Origin of the sequence: Dokdonella immobilis, from assembly GCF_900115085.1 — a bacterium.
Classification (GTDB): Bacteria; Pseudomonadota; Gammaproteobacteria; order Xanthomonadales; family Rhodanobacteraceae; genus Dokdonella; species Dokdonella immobilis.
In genome coordinates this window covers 1-16,212 of sequence record NZ_FOVF01000049.1, presented here as the reverse complement: position 1 = coordinate 16,212, position 16,212 = coordinate 1, and the positions used below count along the sequence as shown (strand labels likewise).

Annotated in this window: 13 protein-coding genes and 1 tRNA gene; all 14 read left to right on the top strand. The window is 62.7% G+C overall.

Going from position 1 to position 16,212, the window contains the following annotated elements:
- Positions 1-294 (top strand): elongation factor Tu (locus BM125_RS18975; protein WP_483862689.1); only part of this gene is annotated, 294 nt, incomplete at its 5' end.
- A gap of 117 nt (positions 295-411) precedes the next feature.
- Positions 412-487 (top strand) — tRNA-Trp (locus tag BM125_RS18970).
- A gap of 55 nt (positions 488-542) precedes the next feature.
- On the top strand, positions 543-932 hold the full coding sequence (gene secE, locus BM125_RS18965; protein WP_092410935.1) for a preprotein translocase subunit SecE: 390 nt from the start codon (positions 543-545) through the stop codon (positions 930-932).
- A 7-nt stretch (positions 933-939) separates the two neighbouring features.
- Complete coding sequence (gene nusG / locus BM125_RS18960; RefSeq protein WP_092410933.1) at positions 940-1,500, top strand: transcription termination/antitermination protein NusG; 561 nt, start codon at positions 940-942, stop codon at positions 1,498-1,500.
- 157 nt (positions 1,501-1,657) lie between these two features.
- Positions 1,658-2,086 carry a 50S ribosomal protein L11 gene (gene rplK, locus BM125_RS18955; protein WP_092410931.1) on the top strand — a complete coding sequence of 143 codons (429 nt, stop codon included), beginning with the start codon at positions 1,658-1,660 and terminating at the stop codon, positions 2,084-2,086.
- Between the two features lie 3 nt (positions 2,087-2,089).
- Positions 2,090-2,791, top strand: a complete 702-nt coding sequence (rplA, locus tag BM125_RS18950; RefSeq protein ID WP_092410929.1) for a 50S ribosomal protein L1 — start codon at positions 2,090-2,092, stop codon at positions 2,789-2,791.
- Between the two features lie 338 nt (positions 2,792-3,129).
- Positions 3,130-3,654 carry a 50S ribosomal protein L10 gene (gene rplJ, locus BM125_RS18945; RefSeq protein ID WP_092410927.1) on the top strand — a complete coding sequence of 175 codons (525 nt, stop codon included), beginning with the start codon at positions 3,130-3,132 and terminating at the stop codon, positions 3,652-3,654.
- 52 nt (positions 3,655-3,706) lie between these two features.
- Entirely contained in the window at positions 3,707-4,087 is a 381-nt protein-coding gene (gene rplL / locus BM125_RS18940; protein ID WP_092410925.1) for a 50S ribosomal protein L7/L12, read from the top strand.
- Between the two features lie 221 nt (positions 4,088-4,308).
- Positions 4,309-8,469 carry a DNA-directed RNA polymerase subunit beta gene (gene rpoB, locus BM125_RS18935; protein ID WP_092410923.1) on the top strand — a complete coding sequence of 1,387 codons (4,161 nt, stop codon included), beginning with the start codon at positions 4,309-4,311 and terminating at the stop codon, positions 8,467-8,469.
- Positions 8,470-8,495: 26 nt separating this feature from the next.
- The gene (gene rpoC, locus BM125_RS18930; RefSeq protein ID WP_092410921.1) at positions 8,496-12,704 is read left to right on the top strand and encodes a DNA-directed RNA polymerase subunit beta'; all 4,209 of its coding nucleotides are present in this window, start codon (positions 8,496-8,498) and stop codon (positions 12,702-12,704) included.
- Between the two features lie 176 nt (positions 12,705-12,880).
- Positions 12,881-13,255 (top strand): 30S ribosomal protein S12, encoded by a 375-nt coding sequence (rpsL, locus tag BM125_RS18925; RefSeq protein WP_092410919.1) that lies wholly within the window; start codon positions 12,881-12,883, stop codon positions 13,253-13,255.
- A 27-nt stretch (positions 13,256-13,282) separates the two neighbouring features.
- On the top strand, positions 13,283-13,750 hold the full coding sequence (gene rpsG, locus BM125_RS18920; RefSeq protein WP_092410916.1) for a 30S ribosomal protein S7: 468 nt from the start codon (positions 13,283-13,285) through the stop codon (positions 13,748-13,750).
- A 71-nt stretch (positions 13,751-13,821) separates the two neighbouring features.
- Positions 13,822-15,912 (top strand): elongation factor G, encoded by a 2,091-nt coding sequence (gene fusA, locus BM125_RS18915; RefSeq protein ID WP_092410914.1) that lies wholly within the window; start codon positions 13,822-13,824, stop codon positions 15,910-15,912.
- Between the two features lie 88 nt (positions 15,913-16,000).
- The coding region (locus tag BM125_RS18910) for a GTP-binding protein (RefSeq protein WP_245778905.1) at positions 16,001-16,212 on the top strand (212 nt) is incomplete at its 3' end.

Below are 16,212 nucleotides of genomic sequence, written 5' to 3'. Positions count from 1 at the left end.
TCGATCACGCCGCACACGAAGTTCGAAGCGGAAGTGTACGTGCTGTCGAAGGAAGAGGGCGGTCGTCATACGCCGTTCTTCAAGGGCTACCGCCCGCAGTTCTACTTCCGCACGACGGACGTGACGGGCGCGTGCGAGCTGCCGGAAGGCGTCGAGATGGTGATGCCGGGCGACAACGTGAAGATGGTGGTGAGCCTGATCGCGCCGATCGCGATGGACGAAGGCCTGCGCTTCGCGATCCGCGAAGGCGGCCGCACCGTCGGTGCCGGCGTCGTTGCCAAGATTCTCGAGTAACCAAGAGAAGGGATTGGAGATTCGGGATTAGGGATTCGGGAAAGCGGAAATCAAGAGCGGCTCTCTCGCTTCGACCGAATCCCGAATATGGAATCCCGAATCCCGGCCCCCAGACATACGCCAGTAGCTCAATTGGCAGAGCAGCGGTCTCCAAAACCGCAGGTTGGGGGTTCGAGTCCCTCCTGGCGTGCCAGCTTCGCCAATCGAGCCGGCACCCGTGGCGTCAACAGGTCAATTCGGCAGGATGAATGAACGCAAAGGTTGAACAATCCGAGAGCAACAGCGGCGCTGACATCGTCAAGCTCAGTCTGGCCGTTTTGCTGATCGTCGCCGGGCTGGTCGGTTTCTACTATTTCGTCGGCCAGTGGAACACGGCATTGCGCGTCGTTGCGCTGATCGGCGCGTTTGTCGCTGCCGGCCTGATCGGTGCGACCACGCATACCGGTCGCAGCCTGCGCACGTTCATAGCCGAATCGCAGTTCGAACTGCGCAAGGTGGTCTGGCCGACTCGCGAGGAAACCGTACGCACGACGGGCGTCATCATCGTCGTCGTCATCATCATCAGCCTCATCCTGGGCCTGATCGACCTGATACTGAAATGGGTCGTGATGGACTGGCTCCTGACGATCGGGCACTGAGGTAGACATGGCAAAGCGCTGGTACGTCGTCCACGCCTACTCCGGTTTCGAGAATCAGGTCGCGCGCGCCCTCAATGAGCGCATCGCACGTGAGTCGATGCAGGAGAAGTTCGGCGAAATTCTCGTGCCAACCGAAGAAGTGATCGAGATGCGCGGCGGCCAGAAGCGCCGCAGCGAACGCAAGTTCTTCCCTGGCTACGTTCTGGTCCAGATCGAGACGCACGACGAAAATCGGACCCTGCGCATCGACGACGAATCCTGGCATCTGGTCAAGGAGACGCCGAAGGTCATGGGATTCATCGGCGGCACCGCCGACCGTCCGATGCCGATCAAGGATACCGAGGCCGACGCGATCCTGCGCCGCGTCCAGGACGGCGTCGACAAGCCGAAGCCGAAGGTCCTGTTCGAACCGGGCGAAATGGTCCGCGTCACCGAGGGCCCGTTCAACGACTTCAACGGCGTGGTCGAGGAAGTCAACTACGAAAAGAGCCGCCTGCGCGTGGCTGTGCTGATTTTTGGTCGTTCCACCCCGGTCGAACTCGAGTTCGGCCAGGTGGAGAAGGCCTGAAGGGCCGGGATTCGAGATTCGGGATTCGAGATTCGTAAAGCGGCGTGTCGCACGCACCCGCTTTTTCGAATCCCGAATCCCGAATCCCGAATCCCGGAATCTGAAAAACAGCGAGGAGCCTGACAACAGGCGTTTGCACTCGCAGGAGTAGCTAACAATGGCAAAGAAAGTCGTCGGTTACATCAAGCTTCAGGTCAAGGCCGGTCAGGCCAACCCGTCGCCGCCCGTGGGCCCCGCCCTCGGCCAGCGTGGCCTGAACATCATGGAGTTCTGCAAGGCGTTCAATGCCGCCACGCAGAAGCTCGAGCCGGGCCTGCCGATTCCGTGCGTGATCACCGCGTATTCGGATCGCAGCTTCACCTTCATCACGAAGACACCCCCTGCATCCATCCTTCTGAAGAAGGCGGTCGGCATCACCTCGGGCTCCAAGCGCCCGAATACGGAGAAGGTCGGCAAGGTCACGCGCAAGCAGCTCGAGGACATCGCCAAGGCGAAGGAACCCGATCTGACCGCAGCGGATCTGGACGCGGCCGTGCGTACCATCGCCGGCAGCGCGCGCAGCATGGGCCTGGTGGTGGAGGGATAAGACATGGCTAACAACAGCAAACGCTACAAGGCAATCCGCGAGAAAGTCGTCCCAGGCAAGGCCTATGTCCTCGCCGACGCGCTCAAGCTCGTCCAGGATGGCGCCAAGACCAAGTTCGTCGAGTCGGTCGACGTCGCGATCCGCCTCGGCATCGACGCCAAGAAGTCCGACCAGGGTGTGCGCGGTTCGTCCGTGCTGCCACACGGTACCGGCAAGTCGGTCCGCGTCGCGGTGTTCTGCCCGGCCGGTGAAAAGGCCGATGCGGCACGCGCCGCCGGTGCGGACATCGTCGGCATGGATGACCTCGCCGAAAAGATGCAGGCGGGCGATCTGAACTATGACCGCGTCATTGCCACTCCGGATGCGATGCGTGTCGTCGGCAAGCTCGGTCAGGTGCTCGGTCCACGCGGTCTGATGCCGAATCCGAAGGACGGCTCGGTCTCGGCCGACGTCGTCACCGCGGTGAAGAATGCGAAGGCCGGTCAGGTGCGTTTCCGCAATGACAAGGCCGGCATCATCCATTGCACGATCGGCAAGGTGAATTTCGAGACCAGCGCGTTGAGCGAGAACCTCGGCCACCTGCTCGGCGACCTGATCAAGGCAAAGCCTGCTGCAGCGAAGGGCATCTTCGTGCAGAAGGTCTCGGTGTCGAGCACGATGGGTGTCGGCGTCGTCGTCGACCCGTCGAGCCTGCCGCTGAAGTAATTAGTTTCATGGCGGTCGCGGATGCGATCGCCAGGGTTTTGAGGGCGTGCGGAGTTCCGGCAACGGAAGGACGCCAGCCGTCAAAGACCGCAGGCGGCCTCGAAGTCGCGATCGGGATGCACGGAAGCGCGCTCACAGCAACGGATCACCCCGATCCCGCCGGACAGGTCTCAAACTCCCAGCCTGCGTAGATGGTGCAGCCCGACAGGTTTACCTGAAACGGCCACCGGACATGGCATCGAAGGATGCCGGCGGACACGCGAAGGACCCCGCGATCCGCGTCGTTTTCGGGAATCGGAATGCGCAGGAGCGCAGACGATGCCCAATCGGAGAAAGCAATGGCGCTCAATCTTGCGCAAAAGAAAGAGGTCGTTGCCGAACTGGCGAACGTGGCTGCCACGGCACATTCACTGGTCGCGTCCGAGTACGTCGGTCTTACCGTCGAGCAGCTGACATCGCTGCGAAAGAAGGCCCGCCAGGACGGGGTGTTCATCCGGGTTGCAAAAAATACCCTGGTGTCCCGTGCGGTGGAAGGAACGGACTATGCGTGTGTCAAGGACACGCTCACGGGCCCGTTGCTGTATGCCTTCTCGAAGGAAGATCCCGGCGCTGCCGGCCGTCTGATCAAGGAATTTGCCAAGGCCAACGACAAGCTGAAGCCCATGCTGGTTGCGGTGGGCGGCAAGGCATACCCGGGGACGCACGTCGACGTGCTGGCCTCGCTGCCGACCCGCGAACAGGCCCTGACCATGCTGGTCAGCCTGCTTGCACAGCCTGCCACCATGCTGGTCCGTGTTCTGGCTGAGCCCGCTACCCAAGTGGCGCGCGTCATCAACCAGGTCGGACAGAAGCAGGCCGCCTAGGCGTTCGTTTTTTCGGTACCCAATCCAATAGCCGTTTTTCAGGAGTCAAATCATGTCCCTTAGCAATGAACAGATCATCGACGCGATCGCCGGCAAGTCCCTCGTTGAGGTGATGGAGCTGGTCAAGGCGCTGGAAGAGAAGTTTGGTGTTTCCGCCGCCGCCCCGGTCGCCATGGCCGCTGCCCCGGCCGCCGCTGGCGGCGCTGCTGCTGCCGAAGAGCAGACCGAATTCTCGGTCGGCCTCAAGGCTGCCGGCGAGAAGAAGGTGGAAGTCATCAAGGTCGTCCGCGCCATCACCGGTCTTGGCCTCAAGGAAGCCAAGGACCTGGTCGAGTCCGCTCCCGCCGTCGTCAAGGATGGTGTGAGCAAGGATGACGCCGCCAAGCTCAAGAAGGATCTTGAGGCTGCCGGTGCCACCGTCGAGATCAAGTAATCGACACATTGGGTCATTCAACTGACCAGATTCAGGCATGCCTGGGGGTGCGAACCCCCGGGCTTTGTCCGTTTTCTCTCGTGATTGGGGATTAGGGATTCGGGATTCGAAATGGCGCGACCGGGCGCCCGCCGAATCCCGAATCCCAAATCTCGAATCCCGTTTTCTTCACCCCCGTCGGCCTCCCCACGCCGACCAAGCTCCGAGGCGGTACCCCCACCATGACCTACTCGTTCACTGAAAAGAAGCGCATCCGCAAGGATTTCGGCAAGCGTCCGCCCGTGCTGGACGTTCCCTTCCTGCTGGCCATCCAGGTCGATTCGTATCGCGAGTTCCTGCAACTCGAAGGCGATCCGAACAAGCGCGACGACAAGGGTCTGCATGCTGCCTTGCAGTCGGTGTTTCCGATCTCGAGCTATTCCGGCAATGCCGCGCTCGAGTACGTCAGCTACCGCCTCGGCGAACCGGCCTTCGACGAGCGCGAGTGCCGCTCGCGCGGCATGTCCTACGGCGCGCCGCTGCGGGTGACCGTGCGCCTGGTCATCTACGATCGTGAATCGTCGAACAAGGCGATCAAGTACGTCAAGGAGCAGGAAGTCTACATGGGCGAACTGCCGCTCATGACCGACACCGGTACCTTCATCGTAAACGGCACCGAGCGCGTCATCGTTTCCCAGCTGCACCGCTCGCCGGGCGTGTTCTTCGATCACGACCGCGGCAAGACGCACAGCTCTGGCAAGCTGCTCTACAGCGCCCGCGTGATTCCGTATCGTGGCTCCTGGCTCGACTTCGAATTCGACCCGAAGGACGCGCTGTTCACGCGCATCGATCGTCGCCGCAAGCTGCCGGTGACGATCCTGCTGCGCGCACTCGGTTATACCAATGAGCAGATGCTCGAGATCTTCTTCGAGCACAACGTGTTCCACCTGGGCAAGAAAGACGGCGCCGAGCTCGAACTGGTCGCCGAACGCCTGCGTGGCGAGACACTCAACTTCGACCTGCGCATCGGCAAGGACATCATCGTCGAGGCTGGCAAGCGCATCACGGCGCGTCACGTGCGCCAGCTCGAAGCCGCCAAGATCAAGTCGCTGGAAGTGCCGGACGAGTACCTGATCGGTCGCATCCTGGCCAACGATATCGTCGACACCAAGACCGGCGAACTGCTGGCTTCGGCCAATGACGAGATCGAGGAATCGCACGTCGAAGCCTTCCGCAAGGCCGGCATCGACCGCATCGCCACGCTCTGGGTCAACGATCTCGATCGCGGCCCGTACATCTCGCAGACCCTGCGCATCGATCCGTCGAAGACGCCGCTCGAGGCCCTGGTCGAGATCTACCGCATGATGCGTCCGGGCGAGCCGCCGACCAAGGATGCCGCGCAGAACCTGTTCCAGAACCTGTTCTTCTCGGCCGAGCGCTACGACCTCGATCGCGTTGGTCGCATGAAATTCAACCGCCGTGTCGGCCGCAAGGACGACAAGGGGCCGGGCGTGCTCTACGACGGGCGCTATTTCCGCGATCGCAACGACGAGACTTCGAAGGCGATGGTCAAGGAGCTCGGCACGGGTTCGGACATCCTCGACGTGCTCAAGGTGCTGATCGACATCCGCAACGGTCGCGGCACCGTCGACGACATCGATCATCTTGGCAACCGCCGCGTTCGGTCGGTCGGCGAGATGGCCGAGAACGTGTTCCGCATCGGCCTCGTGCGCGTCGAGCGCGCGGTCAAGGAGCGCCTGTCGCTGGCCGAGTCGGAAGGCCTGACCCCGCAGGAGCTGATCAACGCCAAGCCGGTCGCGGCGGCGATCAAGGAATTCTTCGGTTCCTCGCAGCTCTCGCAGTTCATGGACCAGAACAACCCGCTCTCGGAAGTCACCCACAAGCGCCGCGTCTCGGCTCTCGGTCCGGGCGGCCTGACCCGCGAGCGCGCCGGCTTCGAAGTGCGCGACGTGCATCCGACCCATTACGGACGCGTCTGCACGATCGAGACGCCGGAAGGCCCGAACATCGGCCTGATCAACTCGCTGGCCGTGTACGCACGGACCAACGGCTACGGCTTCCTCGAGACCCCGTACCGCAAGGTCGTCAAGGGCAAGATCACCAACGAGGTCGAATTCCTCTCCGCGATCGACGAGGGCGACCACGTCATCGCCCAGGCCAACTCGCCGCTGAGCAAGGATGGCAGCTTCACCGAGGAATTCGTGTCCTGCCGTTCCCATGGCGAGTCCGAACTGCGTCCGCCGAGCGACGTCGAGTACATGGACGTCTCGCCGATGCAGACCGTATCGGTCGCGGCCGCGCTCGTGCCGTTCCTCGAGCACGACGACGCGAACCGCGCCCTGATGGGCGCGAACATGCAGCGCCAGGCCGTGCCGACGCTGCGTGCGCAGACGCCGGTCGTCGGTACCGGCATCGAGCGTGCCGTGGCGCGCGACTCGGGCGTGATCGTGGCCGCCCGTCGTGGCGGCGAAATCGACCAGGTTGATGCGGGTCGTATCGTGGTACGTGTGAAGGAAGACCAGATCGGCGAGAACGACGCCGGCGTGGATATCTATCCGCTGACCAAGTACACGCGCTCGAACCAGAACACCAACCTCAACCAGCGTCCGCTGGTCAACGTCGGTGACAAGGTCGAGATCGGCGACGTGCTGGCCGACGGTCCATCGACGGATCTCGGCGAACTGGCCCTCGGCCAGAACATGCTCGTGGCGTTCATGCCGTGGAACGGCTACAACTTCGAGGACTCGATCCTGATCTCGGAGCGCGTGGTCCAGGAAGACCGCTACACGACGATCCACATCGAGGAACTGACCTGCGTGGCCCGCGACACCAAGCTCGGGCCGGAGGAGATCACCGCGGATATTCCGAACGTCGGCGAGCAGGCCCTGGCGCGTCTCGACGAATCCGGCGTGGTCTACATCGGTGCCGAGGTCAAGGCCGGCGACATCCTGGTCGGCAAGGTCACGCCGAAGGGCGAAAGCCAGCTGACCCCGGAAGAGAAGCTGCTGCGCGCGATCTTCGGCGAGAAGGCCTCCGACGTGAAGGACAGCTCGCTGCGCGTGCCGCCCGGCATGGACGGCACCGTCATCGACGTCACCGTGTTCACCCGGGATGGCATCGAGAAGGACAAGCGTGCGCGCCAGATCGAAGAGATGGAAATCAAGCGCATCAAGAAGGACTTCGACGACCAGTTCCGCATTCTCGAAGGCGCGATCTACAACCGCCTGCGCGGTTCGATCCTGGGCAAGACCGCCAATGGCGGCCCCGGAGCGCTGAAGAAGGGCGCTACGTTGACCGACGAGTACCTCGACAGCCTCAAGCGCGACGAGTGGTTCTCGATCCGCATGAAGGACGAGGACGCCGCCGAAATGCTCGAGCGTGCGCAGGAACAGATCAAGGGCCATCGCGAGGAGTTCGATCGCCGCTTCAAGGAGAAGCAGGCCAAGATCACCGCGGGCGACGATCTCGCCCCGGGCGTGCTCAAGATGGTCAAGGTGTACCTGGCGGTCAAGCGCCGCATCCAGCCGGGCGACAAGATGGCCGGACGCCATGGCAACAAGGGTGTCGTCTCGATGATCGTGCCGGTGGAGGACATGCCGTTCGCGGCCGACGGCCGCCCGGTCGACATCGTGCTGAACCCGCTCGGCGTGCCGTCGCGAATGAACATCGGCCAGATCCTCGAGACCCATCTCGGCTGGGCCGCGAAGGGCCTGGGCGAGAAGATCGGCAAGATGCTCGACAGCAATGAAAAGGTCAGCGAGCTGCGCAAGTTCCTCGACGCGATCTACAACCACGACAAGGATACGTTCAAGCAGCGCGTCGACCTCAAGTCGTTCACCGACGAGGAACTGCTGTCGATGGCGCGCAACCTGCGCACCGGCGTGCCGATGGCGACGCCGGTGTTCGACGGTGCGTTCGAGTCCGAGATCAAGGCCATGCTGAAGCTGGCCGGCCTGCCCGAGTCGGGCCAGACCATGCTCATCGACGGACGTACCGGCGAGCAGTTCGACCGGCCGGTCACGGTCGGCTACATGCACATGCTAAAGCTCAACCACCTGGTCGACGACAAGATGCACGCCCGTTCCACCGGTCCGTACTCACTGGTCACCCAGCAGCCGCTCGGCGGCAAGGCCCAGTTCGGCGGCCAGCGCTTCGGCGAAATGGAAGTCTGGGCGCTGGAAGCCTACGGCGCGGCGTACACGCTGCAGGAAATGCTCACGGTCAAGTCCGATGACGTTTCCGGACGCAACCAGATGTACAAGAACATCGTCGACGGCGACCACGAGATGGTGGCGGGCATGCCGGAGTCGTTCAATGTGTTGGTCAAGGAAATCCGCTCGCTCGCGATCAATATCGAGCTTGATGAAACCAAGTCCAAGTGATCGGCTGCTGAGCTCAGGAGAACCCCATGAAAGATCTGCTTAACCTGTTCAACCAGCAGCGCCAGACGCTGGACTTCGACGCGATCAAGATCGCGCTGGCTTCGCCGGACCTGATCCGTTCGTGGTCGTTCGGCGAAGTGAAGAAGCCGGAGACCATCAACTACCGCACGTTCAAGCCCGAGCGTGACGGCCTGTTCTGCGCGGCCATCTTCGGACCGACCAAGGACTACGAGTGCCTGTGCGGCAAGTACAAGCGCATGAAGCACCGCGGCGTGGTCTGCGAGAAGTGCGGCACCGAGGTCACCCTGGCCAAGGTCCGTCGCGAGCGCATGGGCCATATCGAACTGGCCAGCCCGACCGCGCACATCTGGTTCCTCAAGTCGCTGCCCTCGCGCATCGGCCTGATGCTGGACATGACCCTGCGCGACATCGAGCGCATCCTCTATTTCGAAGCCTACGTCGTCGTCGATCCGGGCCTGACCGCGCTCGAGCGCGGTCAGTTGCTCAACGAGGAGCAGTACCTGCAGGCGGTCGAGGAGCATGGCGACGAGTTCGACGCGCGCATGGGCGCCGAAGCCGTCTATGAGCTGCTGAAGACGATCGACCTCAACGCCGAACTGATCCGTCTGCGCGAGGAAATCGCGGCGACCGGTTCGGAGACCAAGCTCAAGCGGCTGACCAAGCGCATCAAGCTGGTCGAGGCCTTCCTCGAGTCGGGCAATCGTCCCGAGTACATGGTGCTGACCGTGCTGCCGGTGCTGCCGCCGGATCTGCGTCCGCTGGTGCCGCTCGATGGCGGCCGCTTCGCGACGTCGGATCTGAACGACCTGTATCGCCGCGTGATCAACCGCAACAACCGCCTCAAGCGCCTGCTCGAGCTCAATGCGCCCGACATCATCGTGCGCAACGAAAAGCGCATGCTGCAGGAAGCGGTGGATGCGCTGATGGACAACGGCCGTCGCGGTCGCGCCATCACCGGCACCAACAAGCGCCCGCTGAAGTCGCTGGCCGACATGATCAAGGGCAAGCAGGGGCGCTTCCGCCAGAACCTGCTCGGCAAGCGCGTCGACTACTCGGGCCGTTCGGTCATCGTGGTCGGCCCGACCCTCAAGCTGCACCAGTGTGGCCTGCCGAAGAAGATGGCGCTCGAGCTGTTCAAGCCGTTCATCTTCTCGAAGCTGCAGCGTCGCGGCCTGGCTGCGACGATCAAGGCGGCGAAGAAGCTGGTCGAGCGTGAGGAAGCCGAAGTCTGGGACATCCTCGAGGAAGTGATCCGCGAGCATCCGGTCCTGCTGAACCGTGCGCCGACCCTGCATCGCCTCGGCATCCAGGCTTTCGAGCCGGTCCTGATCGAGGGCAAGGCGATCCAGCTGCATCCGCTGGTCTGTACATCGTTCAACGCCGACTTCGACGGTGACCAGATGGCCGTGCACGTGCCGCTGTCGCTGGAAGCCCAGCTCGAGGCGCGCGCGTTGATGATGTCGTCGAACAACATCCTCTCGCCGGCCAATGGCGATCCGATCATCGTGCCGACCCAGGACGTCGTCCTCGGTCTGTACTACATGACCCGCGCGCTCGAGAACGTGCGCGGCGAAGGCATGGTGTTCGCCAATATCGACGAAGTGAATCGCGCCTACGAAAGCCGCGTGGTCGAACTGCACGCCAAGGTCAAGGTGCGCATCGACGAGACCAGCATCGACGACACCACCGGCGAGCGCAGCGAGCGCCGCGTGATCGTGGATACCACGATCGGCCGCGCCCTCCTGTGCGACATCCTGCCGGTCGGCCTGCCGTTCGCGCTGGTCAACACGGAACTGACCAAGAAGAACATCTCGCGCCTGATCAATGCCTGCTATCGCCTGCTCGGCCTCAAGGAAACGGTCGTGTTCGCCGACAAGCTCATGTACATGGGCTTTCATTACGCGACCCGCGCCGGCATTTCGATCGGCATCGACGACATGAAGATCCCCGACGCCAAGAAGGGCATCCTCGAGTCGGCCGAGAAGGAAGTGGTCGAGATCCAGGAACAGTTCCAGTCCGGCCTGGTCACCGCCGGCGAGCGCTACAACAAGGTCGTCGACATCTGGTCACGCACCAACGAGCAGGTCGCCAAGGCGATGATGGACGTCATCGGCATCGACAAGGTCAAGACCGCCAAGGGCGAGGACGTCAACCAGAAATCGATGAACTCGCTGTACATCATGGCCGACTCCGGAGCGCGTGGCTCCGCCGCGCAGATTCGCCAGCTGGCCGGCATGCGCGGACTGATGGCGCGACCGGACGGCTCGATCATCGAGACGCCGATCAAGGCCAACTTCCGTGAAGGTCTCGACGTGCTGCAGTACTTCAACTCGACCCACGGTGCACGAAAGGGTCTGGCCGACACCGCGCTGAAGACCGCCAACTCCGGTTACCTGACCCGTCGTCTGGTCGACGTGGCCCAGGACGTCGTGGTCACCGCGGTGGATTGCGGTACCCACCATGGCCTGACCATGACCGCCATCGTCGAAGGCGGTGACGTGGTCGAGCCGCTGCGTGATCGCGTGCTCGGTCGCGTGGTCGCCGAGGACGTTTTCGCGCCGGGCGACAAGGAAGACCCGATCGTCACCCGCGGCACCCTGCTCGACGAGAAGATCGTCGAGCAACTCGAAGCCGATGGCGTGCAGTCGGTGCTGGTCCGTTCGCCGATCACCTGCGAGGCAACATTCGGCGTTTGCGGACTCTGCTACGGACGTGACCTGGCCCGTGGCCATATCGTCAATATCGGCGAGGCGGTCGGCGTCATCGCCGCCCAGTCGATCGGCGAGCCGGGTACCCAGCTGACCATGCGCACGTTCCATATCGGTGGTGCCGCCTCGCGTGCGGCGGCCATCGACAACGTTCATGTGAAGACCACCGGCGCGGTCAAGTTCAACAACCTCAAGACCGTCCAGCACGGCAATGGCCATCTGGTCGCGGTCTCGCGTTCCGGCGAACTGTCGATCATGGATGCGCACGGTCGCGAGCGTGAGCGCTACAAGGTGCCCTATGGCGCGGTCATCGACGTCAAGGACGGCGCCGACATCAAGGCCGGCCAGACCATCGCCAAGTGGGATCCGCATACCCACCCGATCGTTTCGGAAGTGGCCGGCGTGATCCGCTATATCGACTTCGTCGAAGGCATCACGGTCATCGAGAAGACCGACGAGCTGACCGGCCTGGCCAGCGTCGAGGTCACCGATCCGAAGCGTCGCGGCAGCGCGGCCAAGGACCTGCGTCCCATGGTCCGCCTGGTCGACAAGAAGGGTGGCGAGCTGCGCCTGCCCGGCACCGATATCCCGGCCCAGTACTTCCTGCCGGCCGGGGCCATCGTGTCCCTGCAGGACGGTGCGGAAGTCGGCGTCGGCGACGTCGTCGCGCGTATTCCGCAGGAAACCTCGAAGACCCGCGACATCACCGGCGGTCTGCCGCGCGTCGCCGATCTGTTCGAGGCACGCAAGCCGAAGGAGCCGGCGATCCTGGCCGAGCGCTCCGGCGTGATCGCCTTCGGCAAGGACACCAAGGGCAAGCAGCGCCTGATCATCCGCGATTCCGATGGCAGCGAACACGAGGAGCTGATTCCGAAGTGGCGCCAGGTCATCGTGTTCGAGGGTGAGCATGTCGAGAAGGGCGAGACCGTCGTCGACGGCGAGCCGAACCCGCATGACATCCTGCGCCTGCTCGGCGTGGAGCCGCTGGCGGTCTACCTGACCAAGGAAATCCAGGACGTCTATCGCCTGCAGGGTGTTCGCATCAACGACAAGCACATCGAAGCGATCATTCGCCAGATGCTGCGCAAGGTCGAGATCTCGGTCGCCGGTGACTCCCGTTACCTGCGTGGCGAGCAGGCCGACCGCCTGCGCGTGATCGAGGAGAACGAGCGTGTCGTGGCCAAGGACGGTCTGCCGGCCGAGTATCTGCCGGTCCTGCTCGGCATCACCAAGGCCTCGCTGGCCACAGAATCGTTCATCTCGGCAGCTTCGTTCCAGGAGACGACCCGGGTCCTGACCGAGGCGGCGGTGCGCGGTACGCGCGATACCTTGCGTGGCCTGAAGGAAAACGTTATAGTTGGGCGCTTGATTCCCGCCGGTACGGGGTTGGCCTACCATTCCGCTCGTCGGACCGTGGAAGGCGAACTGACCGATCTCGAGCGGGCTGCGCTGGGTTCAACGAGTTCCGTCGCCGAGGCAGTTGCCGGCGACAGCGATTCGGCCTGACGGCGCGATCAACCTTACATCGAAATGAGGCGCAGGAAGTGCCTCGTGTTCGAGCGAATGGATGCGAGCGTAGGGCGGCAAGGCGTTGACAGTCTTGTTGCCCGAACGTTAAACTCCCGCTTCTGGGCAGGTCGAGTTCACTCGGCCTGTCTTTTGTTTCTTAGGGCTCAAAACGCATGTCAACAGTCAATCAATTGGTGCGCAAGCCACGTAGTCCGAAGACGTACAAGAGCGCTTCGCCTGCCCTGCAGGATTGCCCTCAGCGTCGCGGCGTGTGCACGCGTGTCTACACCACGACCCCGAAGAAGCCGAATTCGGCTCTGCGCAAGGTCGCCAAGGTTCGCCTCACCAACGGTTTTGAGGTGATCAGCTATATCGGTGGCGAAGGCCACAACCTGCAGGAGCACTCGGTGGTGCTGATCCGCGGCGGTCGCGTCAAGGACCTTCCCGGCGTCCGCTACCACACCGTGCGCGGCAGTCTCGACGCGGCCGGCGTGACCAAGCGCCGCCAGAGTCGTTCGAAGTACGGCGCCAAGCGCCCGAAGTCCTGAGCAAGTTCACCTGGAAAGGTTTGATCCATGTCGCGTAAAGGTTCCAATCCATCCCGCACCACGCTGCCCGACCCGAAGCACGGCAGTGACGTCATCGCTCGCTTCATCAACATGGTGATGCAGAGCGGCAAGAAGTCGGTGGCAGAAAAGATCGTCTACGGCGCTCTCGACCAGATCGGCGAGAAGCATGCCGAGCCGGTCGGTGTCGTCGAGAAGGCGCTTGGCAATGTGGCTCCCGCGGTCGAGGTGAAGTCCCGCCGTGTCGGTGGCGCGACCTACCAGGTGCCGGTCGAAGTGCGTTCGTCCCGCCGCATGGCGCTGGCCATGCGCTGGTTGATCGAGGCGGCGCGCAAGCGCGGAGAGAACACGATGCCGCGCAAGCTTGCGGCCGAGTTGCTCGACGCCGCGGAAAGCCGTGGTGGAGCCGTGAAGAAGCGTGAGGAAACGCATCGCATGGCCGAAGCCAACAAGGCGTTCTCGCATTACCGCTGGTAATACCCTTTGAATGATGCGGCCACGGATGGTCGCTTTGCGTCGGGAACGGATACCCGCTGGAGATAGACACCGTGGCTCGCAGCACCCCCATCGAGCGTTATCGTAATTTCGGCATCATGGCCCATATCGATGCCGGCAAGACGACGACAACCGAACGAATCCTGTTCTACACCGGCGTCAACCACAAGATCGGTGAAGTGCACGAGGGTGCGGCAACCATGGACTGGATGGAGCAGGAGCAGGAGCGCGGCATCACGATCACGTCCGCTGCGACCACCTGTTTCTGGTCGGGCATGGACAACAGCCTCGAGCAGCACCGTTTCAATATCATCGACACCCCCGGGCACGTCGATTTCACGATTGAAGTGGAGCGCTCGCTGCGAGTCCTCGATGGCGCGGTTTTTGTTCTCTGCGCGGTCGGTGGCGTGCAGCCGCAGTCTGAAACGGTCTGGCGCCAGGCCAACAAGTACGGCGTGCCGAGGCTTGCGTTCGTCAACAAGATGGATCGCACCGGCGCGGATTTCAACAAGGTGGTTGGCCAGCTCAAGGGCCGCCTCGGTGCCAGTCCGGTTCCGATGCAGCTGCCGATCGGCGCCGAAGAGAATTTCGAAGGCGTGGTCGACCTGGTCAAGATGAAGGCGATTTACTGGGACGTCGAATCCCAGGGTTTGAAGTTCGAGTATCGCGACATTCCGGCATCGCTCAAGGATGCCTGCGAAAAGGCGCACTCGTTCCTCGTGGAAGCGGCCGCCGAGACGTCCGAAGAGTTGATGAACAAGTATCTCGAGGATGGCGAGCTGTCGGAAGCCGAGATCATCGGCGGCATCCGGGCCGGAACGGTCAGTGGTTCGATCATCCCGGTGTTTTGCGGTACCGCGTTCAAGAACAAGGGCGTGCAGGCGATGCTGGATGCGGTCATCCAGTTGTTGCCCTCGCCAGCGGATCGTCCGCCGGTCAAGGGTGTGGACGAATCCGAGAAGGAAGATTCGCGTTCGGCCAAGGACGATTCACCGTTCTCGGCGCTGGCCTTCAAGATCATGACCGACCCGTTCGTCGGTTCGCTGACATTCTTCCGCGTCTACTCGGGCGTGCTGAATTCCGGCGACACGGTGTACAACCCGGTCAAGAGCAAGAAGGAGCGAGTCGGCCGTTTGCTGCAGATGCATGCGAACCAGCGTGACGAGATCAAGGAAGTGCGGGCCGGCGACATCGCCGCCGCCGTCGGTCTCAAGGACGTCACCACGGGTGACACGCTGTGTGCGCAGGACAAGGTCATCACGCTCGAGCGCATGACGTTCCCGGAACCGGTGATCGCCATGGCCGTGGAGCCGAAGACCAAGTCCGACCAGGAAAAGATGGGCATTGCCTTGTCGCGTCTCGCCCAGGAGGATCCGTCCTTCCGAGTGCGCACCGACGAGGAGTCCGGACAGACGATCATCGCCGGCATGGGCGAGTTGCACCTGGATATCCTGGTCGACCGCATGCGCCGCGAGTTCAATGTCGAGGCCAATGTCGGCAAGCCGCAGGTCGCCTACCGCGAGACCATCCGCAAGGCGGTCAAGCAGGAAGGCAAGTTCGTGCGTCAGTCGGGTGGCAAGGGCCAGTACGGCCATGTTGTCCTCGAGATCGAGCCGCAGGAGCGCGGCGCCGGATACGAATTCGTCAACGAAACCGTTGGCGGGTCCGTGCCGAAGGAATATGTGCCGGCGGTCGACAAGGGCATTCGCGAAGCGATGACCAGTGGACCGATGGCGGGTTATCCGGTGGTCGACATCAAGATCCGCCTGGTCGATGGTTCGTACCACGAAGTCGACTCCAACGAGATGGCCTTCAAGGTCGCTGGCTCGATGGGCTTCAAGGAAGGTTTCAACAAGGCCAACCCGGTCTTGCTGGAGCCGGTGATGAAGGTCGAGGTGGTGACGCCGGAAGACTACATGGGCGATGTCATGGGCGACTTGAGCAGGCGCCGCGGTCTCCTCCAGGGGACTGATGACACCCCGTCCGGCAAGGTCATCGCCGCCCAGGTGCCGTTGGGCGAGATGTTCGGATATGCAACCAGCCTGCGCTCGATGTCGCAGGGCCGTGCCACCTTCACGATGGAGTTCGATCACTACGCCGAGGCGCCGAGCAGCATCGCCGAAGCCGTGATCAAGAAGTCGTAATCCTTGCGATCGCCCGCGATCGCGGAAGATCGAAAAGCGTCCATCCGTGGCCGCACTTGTCAACAAAATCTGTTTAGAGGTTTGAGCCATGTCGAAAGAGAAGTTCGAGCGCAAGAAGCCACACGTGAACGTGGGCACGATCGGTCACGTTGACCACGGCAAGACGACCTTGACGGCGGCGCTGACGAAGATCGGCGCGGAGCGTTTTGGCGGCGAATTCAAGGCCTATGACGCGATCGACGCGGCGCCGGAAGAGAAGGCGCGCGGCATCACGATTTCGACGGCGCACGTGGAATACGA

Excerpts from the sequence above, each read along its gene's own strand:
- rplA (WP_092410929.1), top strand. The coding sequence starts at position 2,090 with ATGGCTAACAACAGCAAACGCTACAAGGCAATCCGCGAGAAAGTCGTC.
- rpoC (WP_092410921.1), top strand. The coding sequence starts at position 8,496 with ATGAAAGATCTGCTTAACCTGTTCAACCAGCAGCGCCAGACGCTGGAC.
- rpoB (WP_092410923.1), top strand. The coding sequence starts at position 4,309 with ATGACCTACTCGTTCACTGAAAAGAAGCGCATCCGCAAGGATTTCGGC.
- rplK (WP_092410931.1), top strand. The coding sequence starts at position 1,658 with ATGGCAAAGAAAGTCGTCGGTTACATCAAGCTTCAGGTCAAGGCCGGT.
- rpsG (WP_092410916.1), top strand. The coding sequence starts at position 13,283 with ATGTCGCGTAAAGGTTCCAATCCATCCCGCACCACGCTGCCCGACCCG.
- secE (WP_092410935.1), top strand. The coding sequence starts at position 543 with ATGAACGCAAAGGTTGAACAATCCGAGAGCAACAGCGGCGCTGACATC.
- rplL (WP_092410925.1), top strand. The coding sequence starts at position 3,707 with ATGTCCCTTAGCAATGAACAGATCATCGACGCGATCGCCGGCAAGTCC.
- nusG (WP_092410933.1), top strand. The coding sequence starts at position 940 with ATGGCAAAGCGCTGGTACGTCGTCCACGCCTACTCCGGTTTCGAGAAT.
- rplJ (WP_092410927.1), top strand. The coding sequence starts at position 3,130 with ATGGCGCTCAATCTTGCGCAAAAGAAAGAGGTCGTTGCCGAACTGGCG.
- rpsL (WP_092410919.1), top strand. The coding sequence starts at position 12,881 with ATGTCAACAGTCAATCAATTGGTGCGCAAGCCACGTAGTCCGAAGACG.